The sequence below is a fragment of the Rhodopseudomonas sp. P1 genome (assembly GCF_039642825.1).
Classification (GTDB): Bacteria; Pseudomonadota; Alphaproteobacteria; order Rhizobiales; family Xanthobacteraceae; genus Rhodopseudomonas; species Rhodopseudomonas palustris_H.
This window is the reverse complement of sequence record NZ_CP088006.1, coordinates 1,211,548-1,236,360: the sequence shown is the minus strand read 5'-3', so window position 1 is coordinate 1,236,360 and position 24,813 is coordinate 1,211,548. Positions and strand designations below refer to the sequence as shown.

The window sequence follows — 24,813 nt, the reverse complement described above, 5'->3', positions numbered from 1 at the left end:
TCAGCTCCGCGGTGCCCATTCCGGCGAATGATCGATCTTCTCGGCCTCGATCCGCTCCTCCTTGGTGAGATACGGCTTCATGAACGCCGGCTGCGGCTTGTCGCGGTCGAGATAGTCGCGGATCAGCTTGGCCTCCATCGCCGGATCGGCGAACCGCCACAGCTTGTCGCGCGCGCCCTCCATGATGGTGGAATACACCGCAAGGTCGATCGCCTGCCGCACCGCTAGCTGGGTCGGCTCGGTGCGAGTGATGCCGGCTTCGATCTGCAGCAGCTTGTCGAGCGCGACGTATTTGTAGGTGTTGCCCTGCAACGACACCGAGTACACCGTCTTCGTGGTGGTGACGCTGGTCAGCACCTCGCCGGTCTGCACCGAGGCGACCCGCAGGGCGACGGTCACCATATCGCGGCGGAACTTGGTGTCGGCGCCGATGCCGAGATAGTTGGCGCCAATGCCGCCGGTCATATAGTTGGCGTCGAAGGCGACGATGCCGCCCTCGATCAGGAGACCGGCGAAGCGCATCGGCGGCAACGGCTTGGCGCGATCGCGGTCGAACTCCTGACGGGTGGCGCGGACCAGCTGACGCTCCTGCAGCAGGTCGTTGAGGCCATTGCGTTCGACGACGCGGAACCAGGCGCCACCACCGGCGCGCTTCAGCGCATCGATCGCCAGTCCGGCGCCGCCCTGGGTGACGGCGCGCGAGAATACTGCGACGTTATCGTTTGGCTCGTTCTTGCCGGTGAGATCGGGGAATTGATAGATCGCGATGTCGATCTTCTGCTTCGGCGGCGGGAGCGTCTCGAGATTGACAGCGGTCGGCGACGGCGGCGTCACCACCGGCGGCTCCTCGAAGAAGCTGTCGCGATGACCGGGCCGCGAGCAGCCCGCGAGCAAAGCCGCCACCGCGGCGAGGCCAATGATCGATCTGAAATAACGTGTCACGCCAAATATCCTCAAACAACCTCCGGCCAACGCCGGCAGGTGAAACTCGGGTCAATGCGTCACGGTCGGCAGGCTGATCTGAGTGACGGTCGAACCGTCGTTGATCGTGATGTTGGTCTGACCGTCGACCTTGGCGAAGCTGATCGTCGTGCCCTGGAACGTGAAGGTGCCGCTCTGCTGCGCGTTGGTGCCGAAGATTGCCTGGGTGACTTGGTTGGCGAGCGAGGCGTAGAGCTGGCTCTGCAGCTGCTGGGCAAAGATCTGCGACTGCGTCAGCTGCTGCGGCCCGCTGGTGGGCGCCGCGCGGTTGAAGTGATTGCCCGCGGTCGCCTGCTGCATCTGCCACGACCCGTTCAGCGGGCTGCCGCCGAACGCCGGATTGGTCGGGGTGTAGACCAGGCTGCCCGCATCGGCCCCGGCGACACTGGCGCCCAAGGCGAAGGCGGCGAGGATGCCGGCGTATTTCATCGATGACCTCCCATTTGCACGATGACGGCCCCGCCATTGTTGCCGACCTGGCTGAGGCCATAGCTGAGATTGCTGCCTATCTGGGTGCTGCTGTAGGCGTTGCGGTTGCCGGTGACGTCGATCCTGGCGCTGTTGTTGTCGCCGATCTGACTGTTGTGCAGCACGTTCTGATTGCCGTTGACGGTGAAGCCGGACTCATTGCCGGAGCCGAGCTGCGACTGCAGCGTCACGTTCAACGAGCCGCGCACGTCGGACGTCACGGAGTTCGCATTGCCGGTCTGGTTGACGATCGCCGTATTGTGGCTGCCGCTCGGCAGCGCGCCGTCGGCGACCGCCCCCTGCTGCGCCCGGTTCACAAGATAGCCGGAAAAATCGGTGTAGAGATCGGCCGACTGCGCCGACGCCACACCGGCAAACGCCACGCCGCCGATCATCGCTGCGGCTACCCGAGGCACGGCTAATCGCATCGCTCGTGTTGATGCGGTCATTTGACTGTCTCCGGATCGAGATCGCATTGAATGGTGATGTTGCCGAACGACACGTCCAGCTTGGCGGCGTATCGATTGGCGGTGCTGTAATCGAGCACGACGTTGCCGACGGTCACGCGCTGCTCGGCGACGGCGCTGAAGGCGCCAGCTTGTTTGATGCGCGAGGTACCGGCTGCGCCGGTCTTGTCGACGGCCAGCGTGTAACTGCCGCCACCGTCGCGCGCTGCAGTGATCACGCCGCGCAACGTGACGTGACCGCCGCTGACCGCAGCCTCGACCTCACATTGGACAACCGGCGGGACTTGATCCACAGCCATAAGAACTCTCCGCGACGCAACCACGGGAAGATCAGCGACCGGACATGTCCGGTCGCTGCAATTCCCGGAAGAGAGCGAGGCGCGAACACCTCGCCTCAGGGCTTCAGCCCGCCATTACGGCTTCTGCTGAATGTTGGCGTGATTGCCCGTGCCGACCTGGTTCACGTTGGAGACGTTGTAATTGCCGACTTGAGCAACAATGATTCCGTTGCTCGACCCACTCTGGGTATAATAGCTGGCGCTATACTGACCGACTTGATTCACGTCTGCCGAGTTGAAACTTCCGGCGGTCTGCGAGCCTTTGCTGTATAGACCATTGCCGTCCTGCACCACGTAAGCAGTGTTCGACACCGCCGTGGCGGACTGGTCGTTGATGATCTGGTTGAAGGCGGTGCTGACGGTGTTGGTCTGCTTGTAGTCCAGGAGGTTGCTGGATCCCGCCTGATTATTGCTGACATAATTATACGTGCCGGCCTGCGCTCCCTTCAGAGTCTCGCTATTTCCGCTCTGCGTGTTGAATACTTGGTTGACGTTACCGGTCTGAGAACCGTTGGCACTGTTGGAAGTACCTGTCTGGGTGTTGATGTAGGTGTTGCTGTCGCCGGTCTGCGTGATCGGGCTGTCGGTGCCGTAGATACCTCCCGTCAAGCCGACGACGTTCCCGACATTCGTTTGGATCGAGCTGAAGACGTTCGCGTTACCGTTCTGCCAGGCGTTGGCGCCCTGCAGATTTCCCGACTGGCTGATCGACAGAGAGTTCGAATTGCCGCCGCCCTGCACGGCGACCGCGTAGTTCAGGCCGGCGCTGTTCTGCGTGATCGAGGCGACGTTGTAGTTGCCACCGGTCGGCAGCGCATTGCCCGTAGAGGCATCGGTCTCGGCTGCGCCGATGCCCTGACGAACATAGGCCATGCCCCACTCGCCGGTTTGATTGACCGAGGTCGAGTTGCCGGTATTGCCCTGCTTGATGCTGAAGACGTTGTTCTTGCCATCCTGGATGACGGAAACCTTGCTTCCGTTCGACGACGAATCCTGAGTAATCTTGTTGAAGACACCCGGATCGTTGGTCCAGTTCCAGCCGGACGGAACGGCGCCATTGCTGGTGCCGGTCTGCTGAAGCTCGACGTCGCTGCCGGTACCGTCCTGAACGATTGCGGCAGAGTTGCCAGCACCGGATTGCTTGCCCTGGATGTCGCGGCCGACGCTGTTGGAGTTGCCGGACTGCGTCACCGTGAGAATGTTCGCTCCCGATAACGTTCCATTTTCCTGAGTGAATCCCGAGTTGCCATTGAAGGCACCGACACTGTTGCCGTTACCGGACTGCGAGACGTCAGCCTTCTGATTGTCGCCAGACTGGTTCAGGTACACCGTGTTGGAGTCCGCAGCGAACGCAGCGCTCGCGGACAACACCAGCACGCTGGCCGTTACAAAAAACAGATTACGCTTCATCGACAAATACTCCCCTGTTGAAAGATCAATGCCGTATGTCCAGCGGGCTTCGCCGCTTGGAGCCCCGAATTGTTAGGGGGAAGCCAAAGGTTAAACAATGATTAAGTTGTGTCATTATGGGGCAAAACATGCTTTTAGCGATGTACACTTGGTGAGTGAGCTATACACTTTTAAGTAATCGACTTCCTTTCCCGAAATAGAACAGTCTAGATAAGCGAGCTAACAGCGATTAGCTGTCACTAACGAAGTAATAATTGTTGAGATCACAAAGGGACGGCAAGATTGGACTCGCGCCTTCTGGAGTTTCGGACTAGAAAATAACTACGCGCCCAACCATGGGTGGTATCAAAATGATGCGTTTGATCTATGGGGCAGCGCTGGTCTCGAGCTTGGTCGGCGCGGCTCATGCACAGTCTTCACAGCCCGCTCCGGCGTCGAAGCCGGGGGCCGTCAACGTTGATGGTACTAAATCACCATCGATCTCCGGGCCGGCAGCCGCCGATTCGCCGAAATGTCCGGAGGCCTGCGTCCGCGCCAACAACGAGAAGGCCTCGGCGATCTGCGCCCGCAAGATCGAGGCGCAGGCTCCGGGCGACTTCGAGTGGATCAGCAGGCCGTTCTCCGGCATTTTCCAGCAGGCTGATCCATCAAAGCCGGACAACGCTATCGTCAATTATCGCGGCGACTCGATCCGCTTCCTGTCGCCGCAGAAGGAGTGGGTGCGCGTCTCGTATGAATGCGCCTTCGACGCCGAGCGGGGCACCGTGGTCGGCGTCCGCGTCCGCCCCGGCCGGCTCGACCAGCCAATGGCGCTGCAGGCCCCACCGGGGTCGAACGGGCAGCCGCAGCAGACTGGCCCAGTGAAGGCCGGACCATTGGCCGAGGCCATCCTGAAGGCCGCCAAGCAGCGTGGCGCCCAGCCGCAAAAGCCGCCGCCGCCCAAGGTCGGCGAACCGAGCCCGATCGACTTCACCCAGATCGATTCCCGCCGCGGCAGCTGGTGAAGGCCACATCGGCGCAGCGGCTCGCACGGCCTTGCACAGCGGCGGCCGCGTCGTGATGCTGTGAAACGAAGAAGGGATCGGGAAAAGCGAGGGGAAATCGCTGAAAATCTTGGTCGGAGTGGCAGGATTCGAACCTGCGACCCCTGCGTCCCGAACGCAGTGCTCTACCGGGCTGAGCCACACTCCGACAAGAGGCCCGGCTTATAGCGTCCACCTTTCGGCTTCGCAAGCGTTCCAATCGATATTGAGCAGGATTTTTATCCAACCGCCGCCCTCCGGTCAGGGCGGCGGTCGCGCGCATGAAAGCTCAGCCCTGAACGGGCGTGAAGCCGTAGAGACGGTAGGCGTTGTCGGTGAAGACGCGGTCGCGCGCGGCCGCATCCGGCACCCAGTCGGCGAGCAGATCGAGCAGCTCGCCAACATTCATCATGTGCGTCCAGGTCGCGACGTGCGGCCAGTCGCTGCCCCAGACGCAACGATCGGGCGCCGTCTCGTGCAGCAGGCGGGCAAACGGAATGGTGTCGAGATAGGGAAATCCCGCGACCGTGTTCCGATAAGCGCCCGACAGCTTCACCCAGGCGCCGTCGCGGACCAGCGACACCAGCGTCTGGAAGCCGGGATCGTCGATCCCCCGCGACACCGGGAAATGCCCCCAGTGATCGACGATGAACGGCACCGGCAGATCGCCGAGTTGCGGCGCCAGCGGCACGAGATCCTTGGCATCGATCAGGAACTGCAGATGCCAGCCGAGCTCCTTGGCCATCGCCGCATATTCGCCGACGCGCTCGAACCCGATGCCGCCGCCATACAGGATGTTCAGGCGGAGGCCGACGACGCCGGCATCCTTCAGCGCCGCCAGTTCCTTGTCCGGTAGCCCGAGCGGGATCACCGCAATGCCCTTCAGCCGATCGCGGTGTGCCTGCAGCGTCTCCAGCATCAGCCGATTGTCGGTGCCGTGCACGCTGACCTGCACGACCACGCCGTAGGTCATGCCGGTGGCATCGAGCATCGCCAGATACGATTCCGGCGTTGCGGCGGGCGGGGTGTAACTGCGGGCGCCGACGAACGGATAAGTCGGCGGCAGCCCGATGACGTGGGCGTGAGTATCGACCGCGCCGGGCGGGACGACGTAACGCGTCGGCCGTCGCGGCGCCGGATCCGGCCCCGGACACGCCGGAGCCGGATCCTTTGACGTATCAGCCTTACTCATCGGCGCTCAGCACCGTGCCGCGGGTCTCCGGCAGCGCGTAGGCGGCGGCGAAGAACAGCACATAAGCGAACACCGCGAACAGGCAGATCGCATTGGCGAGCGTGGTAACCTGCGACAGATAGCCGACCAGGAACGGGAACAGCGCGCCGACGCCGCGGCCGAAATTGTAGCAGAAGCCCTGCCCCGAGCCGCGCAGGCTGGTCGGGAACAGCTCGGTCAGGAACGCGCCCATGCCCGAGAAGTAACCCGAGGCGAAGAAGCCGAGCGGGAAGCCGAGCACCCATAGCATCTCGTTCGACAGTGGGAGCTGGGTATAGGCGAGCACCACCACCATCGCACCGAGTGAGAACGCCAGGAACAGGCTGCGGCGGCCGAACCGATCGGCAAACCATGCGCCGACCAGATAGCCGACGAACGAGCCGACGATCAGCGTCGCCAGATAGCCGGTCGAGCCGACGATCGAGAGCTTGCGCTCGGTGGTGAGGAAGCGCGGCACCCAGAAGGTGATCGCGTAGTAACCGCCCTGGCAGCCGGTCGCGACCAGCGACGCCAGGATGGTGGTCTTCAGGATCCGGCCCTGGAAGATCGCCAGGATTGAGCGGCTGCCGCCCGCCGCGGTGACTTTGGCGCGGGCTTCAACGGCGACCTGCGGCTCCTTCACATAGGCGCGCAGATACAGCACCAGCAGCGCCGGCAGCGCGCCGATCGCGAACATCCAGCGCCACGCCTGGTCGGCCGGCAGCAGCGAGAACAGCGCAGCCTGCGCCAGCACCGCCATGCCCCAGCCGACCGCCCAGCCCGACTGCACCGAGCCGACCGCACGACCACGATACTGCGGACGAATCGTCTCGCCGATCAGCACGGCGCCGGCCGCCCATTCGCCGCCGAAGCCGAAGCCGAGCAGCGCGCGCAGGATCAGCAGCTGTTCGAAGTTCTGCGCGAACGCGCACAGCAGCGAGAACAGCGAGAACCAGATGATGGTGAGTTGCAGCGTGCGCACGCGGCCGATCCGGTCCGCCAGATAACCGGCGGCCCAGCCACCGACTGCGGAGGCCAGCAGCGTCACGGTGCCGGCGAGGCCGGCCGAACCGGCGTCGACCTTCCACAGCGCGATGATCGTGCCGATCACCAGCGGGTAGATCATGAAGTCCATGCCGTCGAGCGCCCAGCCTGTGGCACAGGCCCAGAACGTGCGCTTCTCGGTAACGGTCATGTCTTTGTAGAAGCCGGTCAGGCTGGTGTCCGTGATCGGCGCGACCGTGCTCGAAGATGTCGTCATACGTATCCTCCCTCGCTCGCCTTCACCGGGCGATCGCTCACGGCCGACAGATTTCCCAATCGCGACAACGCGTCTGCCGGAAAATTGTCAGCGTCCCGCGGTGTCCGCGGCTTTCTGTCGAAAAATTACTCGCGCCCGCGCTGCGCCCGGCGATACCGAGCGGGGCTTTCACCGGTGACCTGGCGGAACGCGACGCCGAAATGCGACTGCGACGAGAAGCCGACGCCGAGCGCGATCTCGACGATCGGCAGATCCGACGTCTCGAGCAGCCGCCGGGCGGCAGCGACGCGCTGTTCCACCACGAAGCGATGCGGCGTCATGCCGGTAGAACGCTTGAAGCTGCGAATGAAGCAGGACGGGCTCATGCCCGCGACCTCGGCCATCGCCGCCAACGTGATCGGCGCGCCGAGATCGGCACGGACGAACTCGGCAATACGGTCGCGCACCGGTGCTTCCAGTGGTGCAGATTGGTCCGCTGTCGCGGCGCGTGGCGCCGAATAGCGGTCCGTCAGATGCAGCGCGAGCGTATAGGCCAGTTGCTCGGCCAGCAGCGCGTTCGGCCGGTCGCCGCTTTCGCTTGCCTCGACCAGGCGCTTGGCCGACACCTCGAGCAGCGGATCGTCGACGTCCCACGCGGTGTCGCGCAAGCTGATCGGACCGGCGGAGCCCAGCGACGCCGCGACTTCTTTCAGCAGCGGTTCGCCGAGATACAGCAGCAGCAGCTTGCCCCATTGGGTGTCCGGGATCGCATCCACCACCACGCGCCGGCCCGGTTGGCCGATGCGAAACCGCCCGGACCGCACCGGCGCGTCGCGGCGCACCTTGCCGTTTTCCATCAGAACGTGGCGGCGCACGTCGTACAGCGTGATCGCCACGGTCGGCACCGGCAGTTCGCCGAATTCGTAGATATGCGGCCCCGTCACCTCGCTGACGGCCGCGGCAAATCCCGTGGTCGACCACAGATCGATCAAGGCCGATTGCCTTCGGCCGGTGACGCGTTCGGCATGAAGGAGGGGATTGAGCTGCATCAGAAGGGGCGCCTGTTTGAACGAACTATCCTCACTCTATATTGCAGGGGCTTGCAAGCCCCGGGCCCCAAACGCCGCCTAACCTGCGAGTTTGGCGGGGTTTTTCGCGTGCGGAACGGCCGGATTCGCGGTTTGCGCGAGGCCGTCAGCCACAAAGCGCAGTCGCATAACTTCCTCGCGCGGTGCATCGCAGCGCGTCGACTTTGCTACTTCGCAACCGCGCGATTTGCGATATGAAACCCGAAATGATGCTCGACCTGATCACCAAGACGCTGGCCGCGACCGATGCGGACGAAGCTGCGCGTGTGCTGCGCGGCGGCGGGCTGGTCGCGTTCCCCACCGAGACGGTGTACGGACTCGGTGCCGATGCGGCCAATGCTGAAGCGGTGGCGCGACTCTATGCGGCGAAGGGTCGGCCGTCATTCAATCCATTGATCGCTCACGTCGCCAACCTCGAAGCCGCGCGCACGATCGCGCGGTTCGATGCCGCCGCGCTGCGCCTCGCCGAAGCGTTCTGGCCAGGACCGCTGACGCTGGTACTGCCGAAGGCGCTGACTTGCTGCGTGTGTGATCTCGCCACCGCCGGCCTCGACAGCGTCGCCCTCCGCGTGCCGTCGCATCCGGTGGCGCAAGCCCTGCTGCGCGCCTTCGGCGGCCCCGTGGTGGCGCCGTCCGCCAACAGGTCCGGTCACGTGTCGCCGACCACAGCGGCGCATGTCGCTTCCGATCTCGACGGCCGGATCGACGTGATCGTCGACGGTGGGCCGGTGATGGTCGGCGTCGAATCGACGATCGTCAGTTGCCTCGGCGCACCAGTCTTGCTCCGCCCCGGCGGCCTGCCGCGCGAAGCGATCGAACGCGTGCTCGGTCACAAGCTCGGCGCACCAGCGCCAACTAACAACGCCAATGATCACGCGCCGCTCGCGCCGGGCATGCTGGCCTCGCACTACGCGCCGCGCGCAACGGTGCGGCTGAATGCGACCGAGGTGAAGTCGGGCGAAGCTCTGCTCGCATTCGGCCCTGATGTGCTGCCGGGTGCTGAGACGGCCGTCGCCGTGCACAACCTGTCGCCCGGCGGCGATCTCACAGAAGCTGCCGCACATCTGTTCGGCGCTCTGCGCGCGCTCGATGATCACGGCGCACGCGGCATCGCGGTGATGCCGATCCCGCACCACGGGCTCGGTGAAGCGATCAACGATCGCCTGCGCCGTGCAGCGGCGCCGCGCCCATGACCAACAAACAAATCCATCGCGACGTCGTCGCAAGCGAAACGAACCGATTCAAAAGCGTCTAAGACGCCCTTCGCATCGGCTCGCTTCGCTCCTCGCAACGACAGGGAAGAGGAAACACCATGAATATCGTCAGCCCGCTCTCGCCCGCTCCCCTTTCGCCTGAACTGATCGCGCGATTCACCGCGATCGTCGGCGACAAGCACGCGCTGACCGATCCTCTCGAGCTCGAAGCCTACATCACCGAGGAGCGCAATCTGTATCGCGGCCACTCGCCGCTGGTGCTGCGCCCGGGGTCGACCGAGGAAGTCGTGGCGATCTGCAAGCTGGCGAACGAAGCGCGCGTCGCGCTGGTGCCGCAGGGCGGCAACACCGGGCTTGTCGGCGGACAGACCCCACACAATGGCGAGGTGGTGATTTCGCTGAAGCGGATGGACAAGATCCGCGAGGTCGATACCTCGTCGAACACCATGACGGTCGAAGCCGGCGTGATCCTGCAGCGCGCGCAGGAGAAGGCCGCGGAGGTCGACCGGCTGTTTCCGCTGTCGCTCGGCGCCCAGGGAAGCTGCACCATCGGCGGCAATCTCTCGACCAATGCCGGCGGCACCGCAGCGCTGGCCTATGGCCTCGCGCGCGACATGGCGCTCGGCGTCGAGGTCGTGCTCGCCGACGGCCGAGTGCTGAACCTGCTGTCCAAGCTGAAGAAGGACAACACCGGCTACGATCTGCGCGATCTGTTCATCGGTGCCGAAGGCACGCTCGGCATCATCACTGCGGCGACGCTGAAGCTGTTCCCGAAGCCGCGCGCGGTCGAGACCGCGTTCGTCGGGCTGCAATCGCCTGACGACGCGCTGAAGCTGCTCGGCATCGCGCAAGGAGAGGCGGCCGGCAACCTGACCAGCTTCGAGCTGATTGCAGAGACTCCGCTCGATTTCTCGGTGCGCCACGCCAACAACCGCGATCCGCTCGAGGCGCGCTATCCGTGGTACGTGCTGATCGAATTGTCGTCGCCGCGCGACGACGCCCGCGCCGCGCTGGAGTCGATCCTCGAACGCGGTTTTGAAGACGGCATCGTGGTGGACGCGGCGATCGCCAGCTCGGTGCAGCAGCAGCAGGCGTTCTGGAAGCTGCGCGAGGAGATCTCACCGGCGCAGAAGCCGGAAGGCGGCTCGATCAAGCACGACATCTCGGTGCCAGTCGCCGCGGTGCCGCAGTTTATCGAACAAGCCAACGCCGCCGTGGTCACCCTCATCCCGGGTGCGCGCCCGGTGCCGTTCGGTCATCTTGGCGACGGCAATATTCACTACAACGTCAGCCAACCGGTCGGAGCCGACAAGGCGGAATTCCTGGCGCGCTGGCACGACGTCAACAAGGTGGTGTTCGACGTCGTGCTGCAGCTCGGCGGCTCGATCTCGGCCGAGCACGGCATCGGCGTGATGAAGCGCGACGAACTCCCCGAGGTGAAGGACAAGACCGCGATCGAACTGATGCGATCGATCAAGGCCCTGCTCGACCCGCACGGCATCATGAATCCCGGCAAGGTCGTGTAGCTTCAGTCGGAACGATTCGGGTCAAATGGCCGGCGCGCCGAATGCCGGATGTGAATGATCCAAACCTCCGCGTTCTCGATTGAATAGTGAACGCGGTAGGGATAGCGGCCGACGAGGCAGCTTCGCAGCGCGGGCGCTCTGGCGTTGCGGAGTCCTATATAAGGACGGTCCGAAATCAATCGGACCGTCTCCAAGATGGCCTGTCGGACCCGATCGGCAGCGACAGGACTGCGCACGTCCAAATAGCCGAGGATTTCACGAAGGTCGTCGGTTGCTCGCCGGGTGAACCGGACGGTCAAGGGCGGGGCGGCGTCAGCAGCGCCGCGATTTCGTCGGCAGAAGCGAATTCGCCGCGGCGCGCTTGCGCCAATCCTTCTTCAATCGCGGCCCACTCGTCGTCGTCAGGCTGATAGAACTCGCCCTCGCGCGCTTCCAATGCGAGCAGTAACTGCGCCGCGTCCTCGCGGCGTTCGCGGGGCCAAGTGAGCACGCGATTCAAAATCTCTTTGACCTGCTCGTCTGTCATGCGCCTATCCTAGCATGTTGGATGCTTAGAACAACGAGCCCTGCCCGCTGTCATCCGCCGAGATCTTGGGCCGCACCGCGCGCTTCGGTGGCGACGGCTTCGTCACGGCTGGCGGCGGAGCCTCGACCTCCTCCGCGGTAATCGGCAGGATCAGTTGCGGATTGTCGTTGGCGGTGCGGTTGACCGCGGTCGACACCGGGTGCCAGACGAACTCGCCCTCGCCCGGCGGGCGTAACAGGGCCATCACCTCCCCGGCATCTGTTTCATCGGTCTCCAGCCAGCGCACGAATTGATGCGGCGCGATCGTGACCGGCACGCGGTCGTGCAGACCGGCGAGGCCGCCGCGCGCCGCGGTGGTGATGATCGCCACCGTATCGAGCTCCTCGCCGTTCGGGCCGGTCCATGTCTCCCACAGCGCCGCAAATCCGATCGGGCCACCGCCGGCCGGATGGATGAAGTACGGCTGCTTGCGCGAGCCGCCGGCCTTCCACTCGTAGTAGCCATCGGCCGGTACCAGGCAGCGCCGGCGCCTGAACGCGTTGCGGAAGGCCGGCTTGTCCTGGACGGTCTCGGCGCGGGCGTTGATCAGCAGCGAAAACGTCCGCGGATCCTTCACCCAGGACGGGATCAGCCCCCAGCGCATCAGCCTGAACCGCCGGGCGCCTTCGTCGACGATCACCACGGGAATCGGCTGGGTCGGGGCGATGTTGTAGCGTGACGGAAAATTAGGCTGATCGGCGTAGCCAAAGAGCTGTCGGATAGCGGCGGGAGCCGAGGTGATCACGAAGCGTCCGCACATGCTGTCAGGACCCGGTGGCGTGTTCAGTGCTTGTTAACTTCGGTAAACAAAAATGCCGCCGATGGCGTCGAGTGAATCCACAGCTGCGCAAAGTGCGCCCTCCCGTTACGACGAGGCGCGCGCCGCTCAGCTTGCTGCCGCCAATATCAATCCGAAGACCGGGCTGGCCACCGACTACCTGAATCATTTCAACGAAGCCGTGATGCTGCTCGAAATGATTCCGGACATGCCGGAGTGCTCGGAAGATTTCCTGTCCTGGCATCCCCTCTCCTACGCGGAACACTTCAAGGCCTCGAACTTCAAGGCCCGCGATCTCGCAATCGAAGCCTATGACACGGCCGATCCAGGGATTAGATCGGATTTCGACGACATCACCAACAATATGACGGCGATCCTCACCGCGGTCGGCGAAGCGATGCGCCAGGCCTCGCAGGACGCCACCCGGGCCAAGCTCGCCGAGAGCGCGGTCGGCTGGATCAAGCCGTTGATCGGCCGCGCCGGCGGCATCATCAACGGACAGGGCTGCGAAGCCGACGTCGACTTCATCATGGCGCATTGACCGCCGTGACCGAAGCCTCACCGGCGCAGCCGCGCCATCCGCAATTGGCCGTCAGCGCCGCGATTTTCCGGGAGGGCCGCCTTCTGCTGGTGCGCCGGGCCAGGATGCCGGGCAAAGGCCTGTATTCACTACCTGGCGGCCGGGTCGAATTCGGCGAGACGCTGGAGCAGGCGGTCGCGCGGGAAGTCGCCGAAGAAACTGCACTGTCGATCCAGATCGTCGGTGTTGCCGGCCGGCGCGAGGTGCTGCCGTCCGCCGCCAGTGCGGCAGGGCATTACGTCATCATGGTGTTCGCCGCGCGCTGGGCAGGCGGTGAGCCGCAGCTCAACGGCGAACTCGACGACGCCCGCTGGATCCGCCCCGACGAACTGGCCGGCTTCTCGACCACCGAGGGGCTGGCCGAGCTGGTCGAAGGTGCCCGTGAACTGATCGGAACCTGATGGCTCGTTCGGGAACCGGCAACTTCTTGCTGCGGCCGACGAAACGGCCTATCAGGCCGGCCATGCTGAAGCGTTCCCTTGCCGTGCTGATGATCCTCGCCTGCTGCGGGCTCGCCCCGGCACGCGCCGAGGACGGCGCGGCGCCGTTCGACGCCGAATTGCAACGGCTGGCCGAGATTCTCGGGACGCTGCATTATCTTCGGGGGATCTGCGGCGGCACCGACGGCGCCAAATGGCGCACCGAGATGCAGGCGCTGATCGACGCCGAGACCCCTTCGGGCGAGCGCCGAACCCGGCTGATCGCCGCTTTCAATCGGGGGTACAACGGGTTCCAGCAGACCTACCGAACCTGCACGCCGGCCGCGAGCGTGGCGATTCGGCGGTATCTGGAGGAAGGTTCGAAGCTCTCGCGCGACCTGACCGCTCGATACGCGAACTGACCGCTCTATGGCTGCGGGTTTATCCCAGGCCGTTAACCTTTCCTAAAGAACTGCCTAGGCGTTCGGCAGCCGCGTGCTAACACTACCCCATCGCGCTTCGCGGTGGAGCGCGCCGAGACTGCTGAAGTTCATGAGCCTGACGACCTTCCCCATCGATCGCGAAGTGCAATCCGACCGAGAGCAGAAGCAAACTGCGCTCACCTATCTCAGCGAGGCATGGGCCGAAGCCCTGCACGACGGGGTCGACGGCGATTGCCTGGCGCAAGCCAGCCTGTTCACTGCTTTTGCCGAGCTCGTTGCCACCTATGGCGAGGATGCGGTGGCCAAATTCGTCGAAGGCCTGCCCGGCCGCGTGCTCAATGGCGAATTCTCGGTCGGCTTGGCGAAGCAGTAACGCGAATCAGTCGGCGACAATCAGGTGCGGGCGAACGCCTGCAGTCCCTTGAATGTCAGCCGCTTCGGATCGCGGACGCCGGCGAGATAAAACCGCCGGATGAATTCGGCCACGACGGCCCGATCATAGCCGGTCAATGCGACGATCGCTTCGACCGCGGTCTTTTGAGCTTCCATCTGGAATCCCCTTTCGGCGTATCGGTCAATCGACGATCCCGGCGATCGTGCGACGCGAAATGCTGCGCCTGTTGCGTTGCTTTCCTGTTAACCACCGGTCCTGCCGCGACCTCGCGCGGGCCGAATCGTTCTGGCCTCGATCATCGCGGATGATGATCGCGCAGTGGATACGCAAAATACCCCACCGGAGTTCCACGGAGGCACGGACAAAACGACGCGGTGCTAACCGGAATGACCGCTGATCATCTCGGCGGCTGCGGCGGGAATCAAAGAGAACGGCTGATGGTTCGCGCCATCAACCGCGGGATCAATCCGCCCCGTCACAGGTCGTCCTGGTCCACGGCAAGGTATCTGGAGGCTGTTACTACGCAGTGACCTGGAACCTGCGTGCCGCTTACCAGGACTTCGTAAGCGGCTCGTTTGACCTCAACGCCAAGGCGGAGCGGCCGCGCGTGACGCGGCAGCCATAGAAGCTGGGCGCAGCGCCGCTTATGGCTTCAATGTCTCGAGAAAACGTACCGGCTCGCCACGCGACGGCGTGGTCAGTTCGCCCTGCCACATCACCTTGGCGCCGCGCACGAAGGTGCCGACCGGCCAGCCGGTGACGCGGACGCCGTCATAGGGCGTCCAGCCGGCACGCGACGCAACCCAGTCGTTGGTGATCGTCTCGCTGCGCTTGAGATCGACCACGGTGAAGTCGGCGTCATAGCCGGCGGCGATGCGGCCCTTGCAGGCGATGTTGAACAGCCGCGCCGGGCCGGCGCTGGTGAGATCGACGAAGCGCGCCAGCGACAGCCGGCCGGCATTGACGTGATCCAGCATGGTCGGCACCAGCGTTTGCACGCCGGTCATGCCCGACGGCGAGGCCGGATAGGTCTTGGCCTTTTCTTCCAGCGTGTGCGGCGCGTGATCGGAGCCGAGCACGTCGACCACGCCCTGCGCCAGCCCGTGCCAGATGCCGTCGCGGTGCCAGGCATCGCGCACCGGCGGGTTCATCTGCGCTTTGGTGCCAAGGCGCTCGTAGCACTCCGGCGCCACCAGCGTCAGGTGATGCGGCGTCACCTCGACCGACGCGACGTCCTTGTGCTCGCGCAGAAACTCCATCTCCTGCCGGGTCGAGACGTGCAGCACGTGGATGCGCTTGCCGGTCTCGCGCGCGATCGCCACCAGCCGCTGCGTCGCCTGCAGGGCGGCGACATCGTCGCGCCACACCGGATGCGAGCGCGGATCGCCCTCGATCCGCTCGCCCTTACGGTCGTTGAGCCGATACTCGTCCTCGGCGTGAAAGGCGGCACGGCGCTGGATCACCGACAGGATGCGCTTGAGGCTCGGATCGTCCTCGACCAGCAGGCTGCCGGTCGACGAGCCGATGAACACCTTGACGCCGCAGCAGCCACGGGCGCGCTCAAGCTTGGGCAGTTCCTCGACATTGTCGCGGGTGCCGCCGATGAAGAACGCGAAGTCGCAATGCATCCGGTGCTCGGCGCGCTTCACTTTGTCGGTGAAGGTCTCTTCGGTGATCGTCAGCGGATTGGTGTTCGGCATTTCGAACACCGCGGTCACGCCGCCCATCACGGCACTGCGCGAGCCGGTTTCGAGATCTTCCTTGTGGGTCAGGCCGGGCTCACGGAAATGCACCTGGGTGTCGATCACCCCCGGCAGCACGTGGAGGCCGCGGCAATCGATCGTCTCACCGGCTTTTTCTGCGCCGAGCGAGCCCAGCGCGGCGATGCGGCCGTCCTTGATGCCGATGTCACCGACGCCCTCGCCGTCCTGGTTGACGATGGTGCCGCCCTTCAGAATGGTGTCGAATGTGCCGGTCATGACGTCCTCGGGTGCCCGTTTTGGCGCGACGCGGCGCGAGTCTTGCAAAGCCTTGTTGACCAGCGCCCGGCCGCCTAACTTGGGATGTCTTAGTCGGCCGGACCGTTAACGCAAGGATGTTTCCGGCCGGCCTCACGAGAGAGATCAATGAAGGCAGCCTTCCTCGCCGACCGTGGCGTTCTCAAGATCAGCGGCCCCGACGCGCGGCATCTGCTGAACGGCCTGGTCACCACCGATCTGAACAGGCTCGAACCCGGCGCCGGGCGTTTTGGCGCCCTGCTGACGCCGCAGGGCAAGATCGTCACGGATTTCCTGATCACCGAACTGCCGGCCGAAGACGACGGCGGCTTCCTGCTGGATTGTCCGAAACCGCTGACCGAAGCGCTGGCGACGAAGCTGAAATTCTACAAGCTGCGCGCCAAGGCGCTGATCGAGAACCTGTCGGACCGGCTCGGCGTGCTGGCGCTCTGGGGCGGCGAACCGCCGCAGCCGCCGGAGATGGGATTCCGCGATCCGCGCGGCAATCAGCTCGGCTGGCGCATCCTGGTGCCGGAGATCCTGGCCACCGCGACTGCCGAAGCGCTGGGCGCCACGATGGTGGCGGCGGACGAGTACGAGGGGCATCGCATCGCCTGCGGCGTCCCGGCCGGCGGCCTCGACTTCGGCTATGCCGACGCGTTTCCGCACGAAGCCAACATGGATCGTCTGTCCGGCGTCGATTTCAACAAGGGCTGCTACATCGGACAGGAAGTGGTGTCGCGAATGCACCACCGCGGCACCGCGCGCACCCGGATCGTGCGCGTCACCTTCGATGGCCCGGCGCCGCAACCGGGCAGCGAGATCACCGCCGGCGAAAAGAGCGTCGGCACCATGGGATCGTCAGCAACCGGCCGCGGCTTGGCGCTGCTGCGGATCGACCGCGTCGCCGAAGCGCGCGAAGCATCGCTGCCGCTGAGTGCCGGCGGCATCACCTTGCAGATCGCCGATCCCGACGAGCTGACACCGGCGCAGCGGAAGACCGGCACATGACCCGCTCCGCACGCGTCGGAGCTGACGGCCTCGTCCGCTGCCCGTGGCCGGGCGACGATCCGCTCTATGTTGCGTATCACGACACCGAGTGGGGCGTGCCGGAATACGACGACCGCGCGCTGTACGAGAAGCTGATCCTCGACGGCTTCCAGGCTGGACTGTCGTGGATCACGATCCTGCGCAAGCGCGATAACTTCCGCCGCGCCTTCGACGATTTCGATCCGGCCAAGATCGCACGCTACGACGCCGACAAGGTCGCGGCGCTGATGAACGATGTCGGTATCGTCCGCAATCGCGCCAAGATCGAAGGCACGATCGGCAGCGCCAAAGCGTGGCTGAAGATTCAGGAAGAAGGGCCGGGCTTCTCGAAGCTGCTGTGGGACTTCGTCGGCGGTGCGCCGAAGGTCAACAGCTTCAAGACCATCGGAAACGTCCCGGCCTCGACCCCATTGTCGGTGAAAATTTCCAAGGATCTGGCGGGACGCGGCTTCAAGTTCGTCGGCCCGACGATCGTGTACGCATTCATGCAGGCGGTCGGGATGGTCAACGACCATCTGGTCGACTGCCACTGCCACGCCACCTGCGGACAGATGAAGAAACCGGCGCGGCGTTCTGCGGCGCCGGTGAAGAGGGCTCCGTTACGTCAGCGCTGAAGTCTCTCAGCGCTGTCCGGCGACCCGCTTCATCACCAGTTCGGAGAGGCTGACGACGAGTTCCTTAAGCGTCTCGTTTTCCTTCTCCAGATCACGCGGCGCGATCGTTGGTGCGGTTCGTTCGTCCGCATCATGGCACTGCAACCGCTCCCCATCGCGGCGATCCAATCTCCCCATCGTGTATCCCCCTTGGTGCAATACGCCCACCAGCACAAGGACACCGGTCGTACTCTCAAGATCGTGCAGAACTGGGCCGACACGGTGGCTTAGTTCGGGCAAGGCTGCCTATATGGCGGTCACATCGCCGCCGCTGCGGCGCGTCCGCTCAAGTTGTCTCGTTTCGAATCGTCATGCCGTCTTCGCCGAAGAAATCGTCGCAAGCCTCCAGCCGTGTCTGGCAGCGGATGCTGTCCGGCCGCAGGCTCGATCTGCTCGACCCGTCGCCGCTCGATGTTGAATTCGCCGACATCGCGCACGGGCTTGCCCGGGTGGCGCGGTGGAACGGCCAGACCAGCGGCGCCCACATCTTTTCGGTGGCGCAGCACACACTGCTGGTCGAGGCGGTGATGCGGGAAAAGAATCCACGGATCGACGCCAAGCTGAGGCTCGCCGCGCTGCTGCACGACGCCCCGGAATACGTGATCGGCGACATGATCTCGCCGTTCAAGGCGGTGATCGGCGAATCCTACAAGCGGGTCGAAAAGCGCCTGCTCGGCGCGATCCACATCCGGTTCGGCCTGCCGGCGGTGCTGGATGAGGCGATCGAACGCCAGATCAAGGCCGCCGACCGCGGCTCCGCCTACCTCGAAGCGATTCACCTGGCCGGGTTCACCAAGGCCGAGGCCAAGCGGCTGTTCGGCAACGATCCGGGCCTCCCGGAGGCGATGGTCGAGGACTATTTGACGCCCTGGCCGGCCGGAAAGGCCGAAAAACGCCTGCTGGCCCGGTTCGAGAGCCTGAAGGCCTAAGGCCCGTCATCGCGCTTTCACCGCCCGCGGCGCAGGATTAAGATCGCGCCAACCTCGGAAAGGCCCATGATTCACGTCTGCTCGCTCGCAGCCTTGCATCCGACCGTTGCGGCGACCGAGGCCAGCCATGTGCTCTCGGTGATGGCCAATGTCGGTCAGGTGCAACGCCCGGCCACGGTGCTCGAATCCAATCATTTGCGGATCGAGATGGACGACATCACTGAGGTGATGGACGGCTTCAATGCGCCGAATCTCGATCACATCACCCAGGTGCTCGACTTCGTCCGAAGCTGGGACCGGTCGGCTCCCCTGGTGGTGCACTGCTACGCTGGAATCAGCCGCTCCACCGCCAGTGCGTTTGCGGCCGCCTGCGCGCTCAATCCGCACCGCGACGAGGTGACGATCGCCCGCCAGATCCGCCGAGCCTCGCCCTGCGCTTCGCCGAACCGGTTGATCGTGGCGCTGGCCGATCGGGCGCTGGGACGGCAGGGGCGGATGTTGCGCGCCATCGAAGTGATCGGCCCTGGCGATCTCAGCATCGAGGGCGTGCCGTTTCGCGTCGATCTCGAATGAGCCTCCCCTTCGAGATGAGCGACAAGTCCACCGTTCCGATCGAGATCGGGCTGACCGCGGCGATCGTCGCGATCGAGGCCAACCAGCCGATGATCCTGACCGCCTCGGGCGACGGTGGCGGCAGCCTCGCCGGCCTTCCTTCCGGCCCGTTCGACGCCATCACCCACCGCACGCTGGAGATCGGGCTGCGCGCCTGGGTGGAAGAGCAGACCGGCCTGCGGCTCGGCTATGTCGAGCAGCTCTACACCTTCGGCGACCGCGGCCGTCATGCCCGTCTCGGCGACACCGAAGTCCACGTCGCGTCGATCGGCTATCTGGCGCTGACCCGCGCCGCCGACAATGCCGCGCGCGCGGCGGGCGCCACCTTCGAACCCTGGTATCGGTTCTTCCCGTGGGAAGATTGGCGCGAGCAGCAGCCGGCGATCATCGCCCGCGATATCATCCCCGAACTCACCGCCTGGGCCGCCCAGGCCGAGGAGCCGGGCATGGCGCGGGCGCTGGCGCGGCGCGATCGGGTGCGGCTGTTCTTCGGCATGGATGGCGCGCCGTGGGACGAGGAGCGCGTGCTCGACCGCTACGAGCTGCTCTACGAGGCGGGGCTGATCGAAGAGGCGCGCCGCGACGGCCGCCCGGCGGCACTGTCGCGGAGCAAGATGCCGACGCTCGGCGTCGCGATGCGCTTCGACCACCGCCGCATCCTCGCCACCGCGATCGCGCGGCTCCGTGCCAAGCTGAAATACCGCCCGGTGGTGTTCGAACTTCTGCCGCCCGAGTTCACACTCACGGAATTGCAGCACACCGTCGAGGCGATTTCCGGCCGGCATCTGCACAAGCAGAATTTCCGCCGCCTGGTGGAAGCCGGCGCGCTGGTCGAACCGACCGGCGAGATGTCGACACGAACCGGCGGGCGCCCCGCTGCGCTGTTCCGCTTCCGCCGCGAGGTGCTGCAGGAACGCCCCGCCCCCGGCCTGCGGGTGCGCGGCCGGCGATAAGTCAGTCAATGCGAAACGCCCAACCACCCGGGCCGCTCGCCTGGAGGTTGGATGTTCGAGCTACTGGCTTTTGCGATCGCCATCGTTGCCCTGGTGATCGCCCGCAAGACGCAGACCCAGATCGTTCAGCTGCGCGCCCGGCTCGACGCCCTCACCGCTGGACAGCCCCTCCCCGTGGCACCGCTTGCCGCCACGGCTGCTCCGTCCGCGATCCAGGAAGCTCCGCTGGCTCCTGAGGCCGAGCCGGTGCCGGAGATGGCCGCGACGGTCACGGCCGAAGCACCAGCTCCCGAAACAACGCCCGCCTCCTCCGTCGAGGCGACGCCGCAAGCTGCGAAGCCCGGCTTCGAAGAGCGGATCGGCACCCGTTGGGTGGTGTGGATCGGCGGCCTGACGCTGGCGCTCGGCGGCTTCTTCATGGTGCGCTACTCGATCGAGCAGGGCCTGCTCGGCCCCGGCGTGCGGGTGCTGCTCGGCGGCCTGTTCGCGCTGGCGCTGCTGATCGCCGGCGAAGTCACGCGCCGCAAGGAAAGCGTCGCTCAGCTCGCCGCGCTGCCGATCGCCAACATCCCGGCGATCCTCACCGCCGCCGGCACCGCGGTGGCTTTTGCGACCGTGTATGCGGCTTACGCGCTCTACGATTTCCTCGCACCCGCGACCGCCTTCATCCTGCTCGGCCTTGTCGCGCTCGGCACGCTCGCCGCAGCGCTGCTCCATGGACCGGCACTCGCCGGGCTCGGCGTCGTCGCCGGCTTTGCGACGCCGGTGCTGGTCTCGTCGGGCGAGCCCGATTACTGGGCGCTGTATATCTATCTGGCGGTCGTCACAGCCGCTTCGTTCGCGCTCGCCCGCATCCGGCTGTGGCGCTGGCTGGCGGTGACGACGGTCATTCTTGCGCTGCTGTGGACGCTGCCCGGCCTCGAAGGCGCCGCAACGCTCGTCGCGCCGCATGCCTTCCACGTCATCGCGGGCTTCGCACTCGCCGCACTCTTGGTGGTGTGCGGCCTGCTGTTCGGCCCGGCGATCGAGCCGGGCCGGATCGAGCCGGTGTCATCAGTCGCGCTCGCGACCTATCTGCTCGGCGCCGCGCTGATCGTGGTCGCCAGCACGCACAGCGATGCGGCGCTGATCGTGTTCGCCGTGCTGGTCGCCGCTACGCTCGGCATCGCCTGGCAGGCTGCGTCCGCCACTGCCGCGGTCGGCGCTGCGGCTGGCCTGGTCGGTCTGGTGTTTCTGTCGTGGGTGGTGCGCGGCAGTCCCGAGCTGCTCGTCGTTCCTGGCGGAGCGCTGCCGGGCATCGGCGCCGACCCGCTGTCGGGTCCGGTGACGACGCATCTGATCGCCGCCGCAGTGTTCGGCATCGGCTTCGCAGGCTTCGGCATCCTGGCGCAGGGACGATCTTCGAGCGCAGCTGTTCCGGTGATCTGGGCTGCGGCCGGCGTGTTCACACCGCTGGCGCTGCTGATCGCACTGTACGCACGGATCGCGCATCTCGACCGCTCGATTCCGTTCGCGATCGTCGCCATCGTGCTCGCGGCGGCGTTCGGTTTCGCCACCGAACATCTCAGCAAGCGTGATAACCGGCCGGGGCTGCCGATCTCGATCGCGCTGTTCGCAACCGGAACGCTCGGCGCGCTGGCGCTGGGGCTGACCTTCGCGCTGGAGAAGGGCTGGCTCACTATCGCGCTGGCGCTGATGGCGGCAGGCACCGCGTGGATCTCGCTGCAACGACCGATCCCGTTCCTGCGCTGGCTCGCCGCGATCCTCGCCGGCATCGTGGTGGCGCGGATCGGCTGGGAGCCGCGGATCGTCGGCGACGCGGTCGGCACCACACCGGTGTTCAACTGGCTGCTGTGGGGCTACGGCGTGCCGGCGGCCTCGTTCTGGCTGGCTAGCATCTGGATGCGCCGGCGCGGCGACGACAAACCGCTCCGCATGGTGGAATCCGCCGCGATCCTGTTCACGGTGCTACTGGCCTTTATGGAAATCCGTCATGCCGTAAACGGCGGCGACGTCTATCGCGACAGCGCGGGGCTCACCGAAGTCGCGCTGCAGGTTTGCGTCACGCTGGCCATGGCAATCGGCCTGGAACGGCTGCGGCTGCGCAGCCACAGCCCCGTCCACAATATCGCTGCGATCCTGCTCGCGGTCTTCGCAGCACTGGGCAGCGTGTTCGGCCTGCTGCTGTGGGAGAACCCGACGTTCTGGGCCACCGATGTCGGCGGGCTGATCATCAACCGCCTCGTGCTCGGTTACGCCCTGCCGGCCGTGCTGGCGCTGCTGCTGTCCTATGCGGTCGCAGGCGTGCGGCGCCCGGTCTACGGCAACGGCTTCGCCGTATTGGCGCTGATCATGGGGCTCGCTTACGTGACGCTACAGGTGCAGCGCGTGTATCACGGCCCGATTCTGTCGTACGGACCGACCACCGATGCCGAACAATACACCTACTCGGTGGCGTGGCTGATCTGCGGTGTGATCCTGCTCGGTGCCGGCCTGCTGTTCAACTCACAGCGCGCGCGACTGGCGTCGGCGGTGGTGATCGGCCTCACCGTGCTGAAGGTGTTCGTGATCGACATGTCGACGCTGACCGGCGTGTACCGGGCGCTGTCGTTCATAGGCCTCGGCGTGGTGCTGGTGGCGATCGGATGGCTGTATCAGCGCATCCTGTTCCGGCCGCGCAGCACAGCGGCGGCGGACGCGCCATCGCAGCCTCCGCCGTCGGCGGGGGTTTAACTGATCATGAGATCAGCAGCAGGTACGAACAGTGTTAGTCCGTCGAGCGGCGCAGTTCGGACGCGGCTTCGATCTTGGCGGTCTCGGCCCTCGGCGGATCGAGCCGCGCCGACTCGACGCGCGGCGTCGGAACGCTGGCGGTGACTTCGGCGCGTTGCTGAGTGCCCGGCGCGTGCAGCGAGCGCGGCCGGCTCTGCGCGTGAGAATGCGAAATGGCGCGCGCGAGCTGGATCCGTCCCTGATGGCGGAAGTCGCAATACGCAAAGCCCATCCCCGACACCGAGCCGCGGAAGCTGCGCTCGCTGGTCTTGTTGAGGTTGAAGCAGGGCTCGAACGGAATGCCCTTGATCGACGCGCAGATCGCCTCGCCGCGAACCTGCAGCGTATTGCCGGGCAGCCGCATAAAACGGTTGGGACCGGAGCCGGAGAACTGGACCTGACCGGCGGCGCCGCCATCGTCGAACACCCGGCCTGCGCCGCGGGTTCCGTCGAAGCAGGTGAACGCGAACACCTTGTTGGCGACGAATTTGCGCGCCTCGTCCGCATTCATCGAACCAGCCATCGCCGGAAGGACCGCAGCGCCGGATATCACAGCGCCGACAACGAAACGCGCAAACATGCCTGTACTCCTACTGGGAGCGGGTGAAACTCGCTTAACCCGATCCTTACCATACAAACTGCGGCAAGAATGGCGCAGCTTGGTTGGTAAAGTCTGAACGAAGTAACCGATCCCCTACGAAATTTTCACCACGATGCGGCCGCGGACCTGACCGGCCAGCACCTTGGCGCCGGCGTCGATGACCTGGTCGAGGGAAATTTCTTGCGTGATTTCCGCAAGTTTTGCCGGATCGAGGTCGGTTGCGAGTCGCTCCCAGGCGCGCCTGCGCTCCGCCAGCGGACACATCACCGAGTCGATGCCGTAAAGACACACTCCACGCAAAATGAACGGGGCGACCGAGCTCGGCAGGTCCATGCCGGCTGCGAGGCCGCAGGCCGCGATGGCGCCACGGTACTTGGTCATCGACAGCAGATTGGCCAGCGTGGTCGAGCCGACGCTGTCGATGCCGCCGGCCCAGCGCTCCTTCGCCAGCGGCTTGGCCGGACCGGACAACTCGTTGCGGTCGATGATCTCGGCGGCCCCGAGCTGGCGCAAGTAAGCCTCTTCGGACGCCCGGCCGGTCGAAGCGATGACGTGATAGCCGAGCTTGGATAACAGCGCGATCGCCACCGAGCCGACGCCTCCGGCCGCGCCGGTGACCACCACCGGTCCATCCTGCGGGGACAGCCCGTGCTTCTCCAGCGCCAGCACACTGAGCATCGCGGTGTAGCCGGCGGTGCCGATCGCCATCGCGTCGCGCGCGCTCAGCGACTGCGGCAACCGCACCAGCCAGTCGCCTTTGACGCGGGCCTTCTCCGCATAGGCGCCGAGGTGAGTTTCACCCATGCCCCAGCCGTTGCACACCACCTTGTCGCCGGCCTTCCAGTCCGGGTGCGACGACTCCAGCACAGTGCCGGCGAAATCGATCCCGGCGATCATCGGAAAACGGCGCACCACAGGAGCCTTGCCGGTGAGCGCGAGACCATCCTTGTAGTTGAGGGTCGACCACTCCACGGCGACCGTGACGTCGCCGTCCATCAGCTCGGCCTCGTCGAACTGGGTCAGCGCCGCAACGGTGCCCTTCTCGGCCTTGTCGATGCGGATCGCCTTGAACGTCGCCATTGTCGCTCCCCCTTGAATTGTGC

29 protein-coding genes and 1 tRNA gene are annotated in these 24,813 nt (G+C 65.3%); 13 read left to right on the top strand and 17 right to left on the bottom strand.

Annotated features, from left to right (window positions below; translation table 11 throughout):
• From LRC39_RS05785 to LRC39_RS05765, 5 genes are all read right to left on the bottom strand, one after another.
• The gene (locus LRC39_RS05785; RefSeq protein ID WP_119020150.1) at positions 1-942 is read right to left on the bottom strand and encodes a CsgG/HfaB family protein; all 942 of its coding nucleotides are present in this window, start codon (positions 940-942) and stop codon (positions 1-3) included.
• Positions 943-993: 51 nt separating this feature from the next.
• Positions 994-1,410 (bottom strand): curli production assembly/transport component CsgF, encoded by a 417-nt coding sequence (locus LRC39_RS05780; protein WP_012494811.1) that lies wholly within the window; start codon positions 1,408-1,410, stop codon positions 994-996.
• Positions 1,407-1,844, bottom strand: coding sequence for a curlin subunit CsgB (locus LRC39_RS05775; protein WP_346296625.1), 438 nt, complete (start codon positions 1,842-1,844; stop codon positions 1,407-1,409). The genes LRC39_RS05780 and LRC39_RS05775 overlap by 4 nt, the downstream gene beginning before the upstream one ends.
• A 50-nt stretch (positions 1,845-1,894) precedes the next feature.
• On the bottom strand, positions 1,895-2,215 hold the full coding sequence (gene csgH, locus LRC39_RS05770) for a curli-like amyloid fiber formation chaperone CsgH (protein WP_012494809.1): 321 nt from the start codon (positions 2,213-2,215) through the stop codon (positions 1,895-1,897).
• A 114-nt stretch (positions 2,216-2,329) separates the two neighbouring features.
• The gene (locus LRC39_RS05765) at positions 2,330-3,664 is read right to left on the bottom strand and encodes a curlin (protein WP_346296624.1); all 1,335 of its coding nucleotides are present in this window, start codon (positions 3,662-3,664) and stop codon (positions 2,330-2,332) included.
• Positions 3,665-4,014: 350 nt separating this feature from the next.
• Here LRC39_RS05765 and LRC39_RS05760 point away from each other — a divergent pair, with 350 nt between their 5' ends.
• On the top strand, positions 4,015-4,668 hold the full coding sequence (locus LRC39_RS05760) for a hypothetical protein (RefSeq protein ID WP_346296623.1): 654 nt from the start codon (positions 4,015-4,017) through the stop codon (positions 4,666-4,668).
• Positions 4,669-4,778: 110 nt separating this feature from the next.
• Here LRC39_RS05760 and LRC39_RS05755 read toward each other — a convergent pair.
• The 4 genes from LRC39_RS05755 to LRC39_RS05740 all read right to left on the bottom strand — a co-directional run bounded on the left by LRC39_RS05755 (position 4,779) and on the right by LRC39_RS05740 (position 8,185).
• A tRNA-Pro gene (locus LRC39_RS05755) sits at positions 4,779-4,855 on the bottom strand.
• Positions 4,856-4,975: 120 nt separating this feature from the next.
• Positions 4,976-5,878: an amidohydrolase family protein gene (locus LRC39_RS05750; RefSeq protein ID WP_346296622.1), complete on the bottom strand. Its 903-nt coding sequence runs from the start codon at positions 5,876-5,878 to the stop codon at positions 4,976-4,978.
• Complete coding sequence (locus LRC39_RS05745; RefSeq protein ID WP_346296621.1) at positions 5,871-7,157, bottom strand: MFS transporter; 1,287 nt, start codon at positions 7,155-7,157, stop codon at positions 5,871-5,873. Before LRC39_RS05745 ends, LRC39_RS05750 begins: the two co-directional genes overlap by 8 nt.
• 125 nt (positions 7,158-7,282) lie before the next feature.
• Complete coding sequence (locus LRC39_RS05740; protein WP_346296620.1) at positions 7,283-8,185, bottom strand: AraC family transcriptional regulator; 903 nt, start codon at positions 8,183-8,185, stop codon at positions 7,283-7,285.
• 245 nt (positions 8,186-8,430) lie between these two features.
• On the opposite strand from LRC39_RS05740, the gene LRC39_RS05735 reads away from it, so the two are divergent.
• Entirely contained in the window at positions 8,431-9,417 is a 987-nt protein-coding gene (locus LRC39_RS05735) for an L-threonylcarbamoyladenylate synthase (RefSeq protein WP_430624937.1), read from the top strand.
• Positions 9,418-9,536: 119 nt separating this feature from the next.
• Positions 9,537-10,964, top strand: a complete 1,428-nt coding sequence (locus tag LRC39_RS05730; protein WP_346296618.1) for an FAD-binding oxidoreductase — start codon at positions 9,537-9,539, stop codon at positions 10,962-10,964.
• 2 nt (positions 10,965-10,966) lie between these two features.
• On the opposite strand, the gene LRC39_RS24575 is transcribed toward LRC39_RS05730, so the two are convergent.
• From LRC39_RS24575 to LRC39_RS05720, 3 genes are read right to left on the bottom strand one after another with little or no spacing between them, the layout of a single operon-like run.
• Positions 10,967-11,263 (bottom strand): type II toxin-antitoxin system RelE/ParE family toxin, encoded by a 297-nt coding sequence (locus tag LRC39_RS24575; protein WP_414534005.1) that lies wholly within the window; start codon positions 11,261-11,263, stop codon positions 10,967-10,969.
• Positions 11,260-11,490 (bottom strand): hypothetical protein, encoded by a 231-nt coding sequence (locus LRC39_RS05725; protein WP_264054475.1) that lies wholly within the window; start codon positions 11,488-11,490, stop codon positions 11,260-11,262. Before LRC39_RS05725 ends, LRC39_RS24575 begins: the two co-directional genes overlap by 4 nt.
• 25 nt (positions 11,491-11,515) lie before the next feature.
• Positions 11,516-12,289 carry an SOS response-associated peptidase gene (locus LRC39_RS05720; RefSeq protein WP_346296617.1) on the bottom strand — a complete coding sequence of 258 codons (774 nt, stop codon included), beginning with the start codon at positions 12,287-12,289 and terminating at the stop codon, positions 11,516-11,518.
• 61 nt (positions 12,290-12,350) lie between these two features.
• On the opposite strand from LRC39_RS05720, the gene LRC39_RS05715 reads away from it, so the two are divergent.
• The 4 genes from LRC39_RS05715 to LRC39_RS05700 all read left to right on the top strand — a co-directional run bounded on the left by LRC39_RS05715 (position 12,351) and on the right by LRC39_RS05700 (position 14,122).
• Positions 12,351-12,848, top strand: coding sequence for a hypothetical protein (locus LRC39_RS05715; protein ID WP_107357405.1), 498 nt, complete (start codon positions 12,351-12,353; stop codon positions 12,846-12,848).
• Positions 12,845-13,288, top strand: a complete 444-nt coding sequence (locus tag LRC39_RS05710; RefSeq protein ID WP_346296616.1) for an NUDIX hydrolase — start codon at positions 12,845-12,847, stop codon at positions 13,286-13,288. The genes LRC39_RS05715 and LRC39_RS05710 overlap by 4 nt, the downstream gene beginning before the upstream one ends.
• 62 nt (positions 13,289-13,350) lie before the next feature.
• Positions 13,351-13,728, top strand: coding sequence for a TIGR02301 family protein (locus LRC39_RS05705; protein WP_346296615.1), 378 nt, complete (start codon positions 13,351-13,353; stop codon positions 13,726-13,728).
• Positions 13,729-13,858: 130 nt separating this feature from the next.
• Positions 13,859-14,122 carry a hypothetical protein gene (locus LRC39_RS05700; RefSeq protein WP_011156635.1) on the top strand — a complete coding sequence of 88 codons (264 nt, stop codon included), beginning with the start codon at positions 13,859-13,861 and terminating at the stop codon, positions 14,120-14,122.
• A gap of 20 nt (positions 14,123-14,142) precedes the next feature.
• Here LRC39_RS05700 and LRC39_RS05695 read toward each other — a convergent pair whose 3' ends face one another.
• Together LRC39_RS05695 and LRC39_RS05690 are read right to left on the bottom strand one after the other, a co-directional pair.
• Positions 14,143-14,298: a hypothetical protein gene (locus tag LRC39_RS05695; protein WP_011156634.1), complete on the bottom strand. Its 156-nt coding sequence runs from the start codon at positions 14,296-14,298 to the stop codon at positions 14,143-14,145.
• 489 nt (positions 14,299-14,787) lie between these two features.
• Positions 14,788-16,122, bottom strand: a complete 1,335-nt coding sequence (locus LRC39_RS05690) for a dihydroorotase (RefSeq protein ID WP_346296614.1) — start codon at positions 16,120-16,122, stop codon at positions 14,788-14,790.
• Positions 16,123-16,269: 147 nt separating this feature from the next.
• Between LRC39_RS05690 and LRC39_RS05685 the strand changes: the two genes are divergently transcribed.
• A complete protein-coding gene (locus LRC39_RS05685; RefSeq protein WP_346296613.1) occupies positions 16,270-17,151 on the top strand; it encodes a YgfZ/GcvT domain-containing protein in 882 nt (293 codons plus the stop codon).
• Complete coding sequence (locus tag LRC39_RS05680) at positions 17,148-17,804, top strand: DNA-3-methyladenine glycosylase I (RefSeq protein ID WP_346296612.1); 657 nt, start codon at positions 17,148-17,150, stop codon at positions 17,802-17,804. The genes LRC39_RS05685 and LRC39_RS05680 overlap by 4 nt, the downstream gene beginning before the upstream one ends.
• A 6-nt stretch (positions 17,805-17,810) precedes the next feature.
• On the opposite strand, the gene LRC39_RS05675 is transcribed toward LRC39_RS05680, so the two are convergent.
• Complete coding sequence (locus tag LRC39_RS05675; RefSeq protein ID WP_164638985.1) at positions 17,811-17,972, bottom strand: hypothetical protein; 162 nt, start codon at positions 17,970-17,972, stop codon at positions 17,811-17,813.
• Between the two features lie 182 nt (positions 17,973-18,154).
• Here LRC39_RS05675 and LRC39_RS05670 point away from each other — a divergent pair, with 182 nt between their 5' ends.
• From LRC39_RS05670 to LRC39_RS05655, 4 genes are all read left to right on the top strand, one after another.
• Positions 18,155-18,772: a YfbR-like 5'-deoxynucleotidase gene (locus LRC39_RS05670; RefSeq protein ID WP_107343234.1), complete on the top strand. Its 618-nt coding sequence runs from the start codon at positions 18,155-18,157 to the stop codon at positions 18,770-18,772.
• A 66-nt stretch (positions 18,773-18,838) separates the two neighbouring features.
• Positions 18,839-19,345 (top strand): tyrosine phosphatase family protein, encoded by a 507-nt coding sequence (locus LRC39_RS05665; RefSeq protein ID WP_346296611.1) that lies wholly within the window; start codon positions 18,839-18,841, stop codon positions 19,343-19,345.
• Positions 19,342-20,337, top strand: coding sequence for an NUDIX hydrolase (locus LRC39_RS05660; protein WP_107343232.1), 996 nt, complete (start codon positions 19,342-19,344; stop codon positions 20,335-20,337). Before LRC39_RS05665 ends, LRC39_RS05660 begins: the two co-directional genes overlap by 4 nt.
• A 51-nt stretch (positions 20,338-20,388) precedes the next feature.
• Entirely contained in the window at positions 20,389-23,070 is a 2,682-nt protein-coding gene (locus LRC39_RS05655; protein ID WP_346296610.1) for a DUF2339 domain-containing protein, read from the top strand.
• Between the two features lie 34 nt (positions 23,071-23,104).
• On the opposite strand, the gene LRC39_RS05650 is transcribed toward LRC39_RS05655, so the two are convergent.
• Positions 23,105-23,689 carry a hypothetical protein gene (locus tag LRC39_RS05650; RefSeq protein ID WP_107343230.1) on the bottom strand — a complete coding sequence of 195 codons (585 nt, stop codon included), beginning with the start codon at positions 23,687-23,689 and terminating at the stop codon, positions 23,105-23,107.
• Between the two features lie 114 nt (positions 23,690-23,803).
• A complete protein-coding gene (locus LRC39_RS05645) occupies positions 23,804-24,790 on the bottom strand; it encodes an MDR family oxidoreductase (RefSeq protein WP_346296609.1) in 987 nt (328 codons plus the stop codon).
• Positions 24,791-24,813 lie beyond the last annotated feature (23 nt).

Coding starts and splice junctions, on each gene's coding strand:
- LRC39_RS05730 (WP_346296618.1), top strand. CDS start 9,537: ATGAATATCGTCAGCCCGCTCTCGCCCGCTCCCCTTTCGCCTGAACTG.
- LRC39_RS05720 (WP_346296617.1), bottom strand. CDS start 12,289: ATGTGCGGACGCTTCGTGATCACCTCGGCTCCCGCCGCTATCCGACAG.
- LRC39_RS05650 (WP_107343230.1), bottom strand. CDS start 23,689: ATGTTTGCGCGTTTCGTTGTCGGCGCTGTGATATCCGGCGCTGCGGTC.
- LRC39_RS05780 (WP_012494811.1), bottom strand. CDS start 1,410: ATGAAATACGCCGGCATCCTCGCCGCCTTCGCCTTGGGCGCCAGTGTC.
- LRC39_RS05735 (WP_430624937.1), top strand. CDS start 8,431: ATGATGCTCGACCTGATCACCAAGACGCTGGCCGCGACCGATGCGGAC.
- LRC39_RS05685 (WP_346296613.1), top strand. CDS start 16,270: ATGAAGGCAGCCTTCCTCGCCGACCGTGGCGTTCTCAAGATCAGCGGC.
- LRC39_RS05705 (WP_346296615.1), top strand. CDS start 13,351: ATGCTGAAGCGTTCCCTTGCCGTGCTGATGATCCTCGCCTGCTGCGGG.
- LRC39_RS05750 (WP_346296622.1), bottom strand. CDS start 5,878: ATGAGTAAGGCTGATACGTCAAAGGATCCGGCTCCGGCGTGTCCGGGG.
- LRC39_RS05670 (WP_107343234.1), top strand. CDS start 18,155: ATGCCGTCTTCGCCGAAGAAATCGTCGCAAGCCTCCAGCCGTGTCTGG.
- LRC39_RS05760 (WP_346296623.1), top strand. CDS start 4,015: ATGATGCGTTTGATCTATGGGGCAGCGCTGGTCTCGAGCTTGGTCGGC.
- LRC39_RS05665 (WP_346296611.1), top strand. CDS start 18,839: ATGATTCACGTCTGCTCGCTCGCAGCCTTGCATCCGACCGTTGCGGCG.
- LRC39_RS05700 (WP_011156635.1), top strand. CDS start 13,859: ATGAGCCTGACGACCTTCCCCATCGATCGCGAAGTGCAATCCGACCGA.
- LRC39_RS05775 (WP_346296625.1), bottom strand. CDS start 1,844: ATGATCGGCGGCGTGGCGTTTGCCGGTGTGGCGTCGGCGCAGTCGGCC.
- LRC39_RS05765 (WP_346296624.1), bottom strand. CDS start 3,664: ATGAAGCGTAATCTGTTTTTTGTAACGGCCAGCGTGCTGGTGTTGTCC.
- LRC39_RS05645 (WP_346296609.1), bottom strand. CDS start 24,790: ATGGCGACGTTCAAGGCGATCCGCATCGACAAGGCCGAGAAGGGCACC.
- csgH (WP_012494809.1), bottom strand. CDS start 2,215: ATGGCTGTGGATCAAGTCCCGCCGGTTGTCCAATGTGAGGTCGAGGCT.
- LRC39_RS05715 (WP_107357405.1), top strand. CDS start 12,351: ATGGCGTCGAGTGAATCCACAGCTGCGCAAAGTGCGCCCTCCCGTTAC.
- LRC39_RS05725 (WP_264054475.1), bottom strand. CDS start 11,490: ATGACAGACGAGCAGGTCAAAGAGATTTTGAATCGCGTGCTCACTTGG.
- LRC39_RS05655 (WP_346296610.1), top strand. CDS start 20,389: ATGTTCGAGCTACTGGCTTTTGCGATCGCCATCGTTGCCCTGGTGATC.
- LRC39_RS05695 (WP_011156634.1), bottom strand. CDS start 14,298: ATGGAAGCTCAAAAGACCGCGGTCGAAGCGATCGTCGCATTGACCGGC.
- LRC39_RS05690 (WP_346296614.1), bottom strand. CDS start 16,122: ATGACCGGCACATTCGACACCATTCTGAAGGGCGGCACCATCGTCAAC.
- LRC39_RS05660 (WP_107343232.1), top strand. CDS start 19,342: ATGAGCCTCCCCTTCGAGATGAGCGACAAGTCCACCGTTCCGATCGAG.
- LRC39_RS05680 (WP_346296612.1), top strand. CDS start 17,148: ATGACCCGCTCCGCACGCGTCGGAGCTGACGGCCTCGTCCGCTGCCCG.
- LRC39_RS05745 (WP_346296621.1), bottom strand. CDS start 7,157: ATGACGACATCTTCGAGCACGGTCGCGCCGATCACGGACACCAGCCTG.
- LRC39_RS05740 (WP_346296620.1), bottom strand. CDS start 8,185: ATGCAGCTCAATCCCCTCCTTCATGCCGAACGCGTCACCGGCCGAAGG.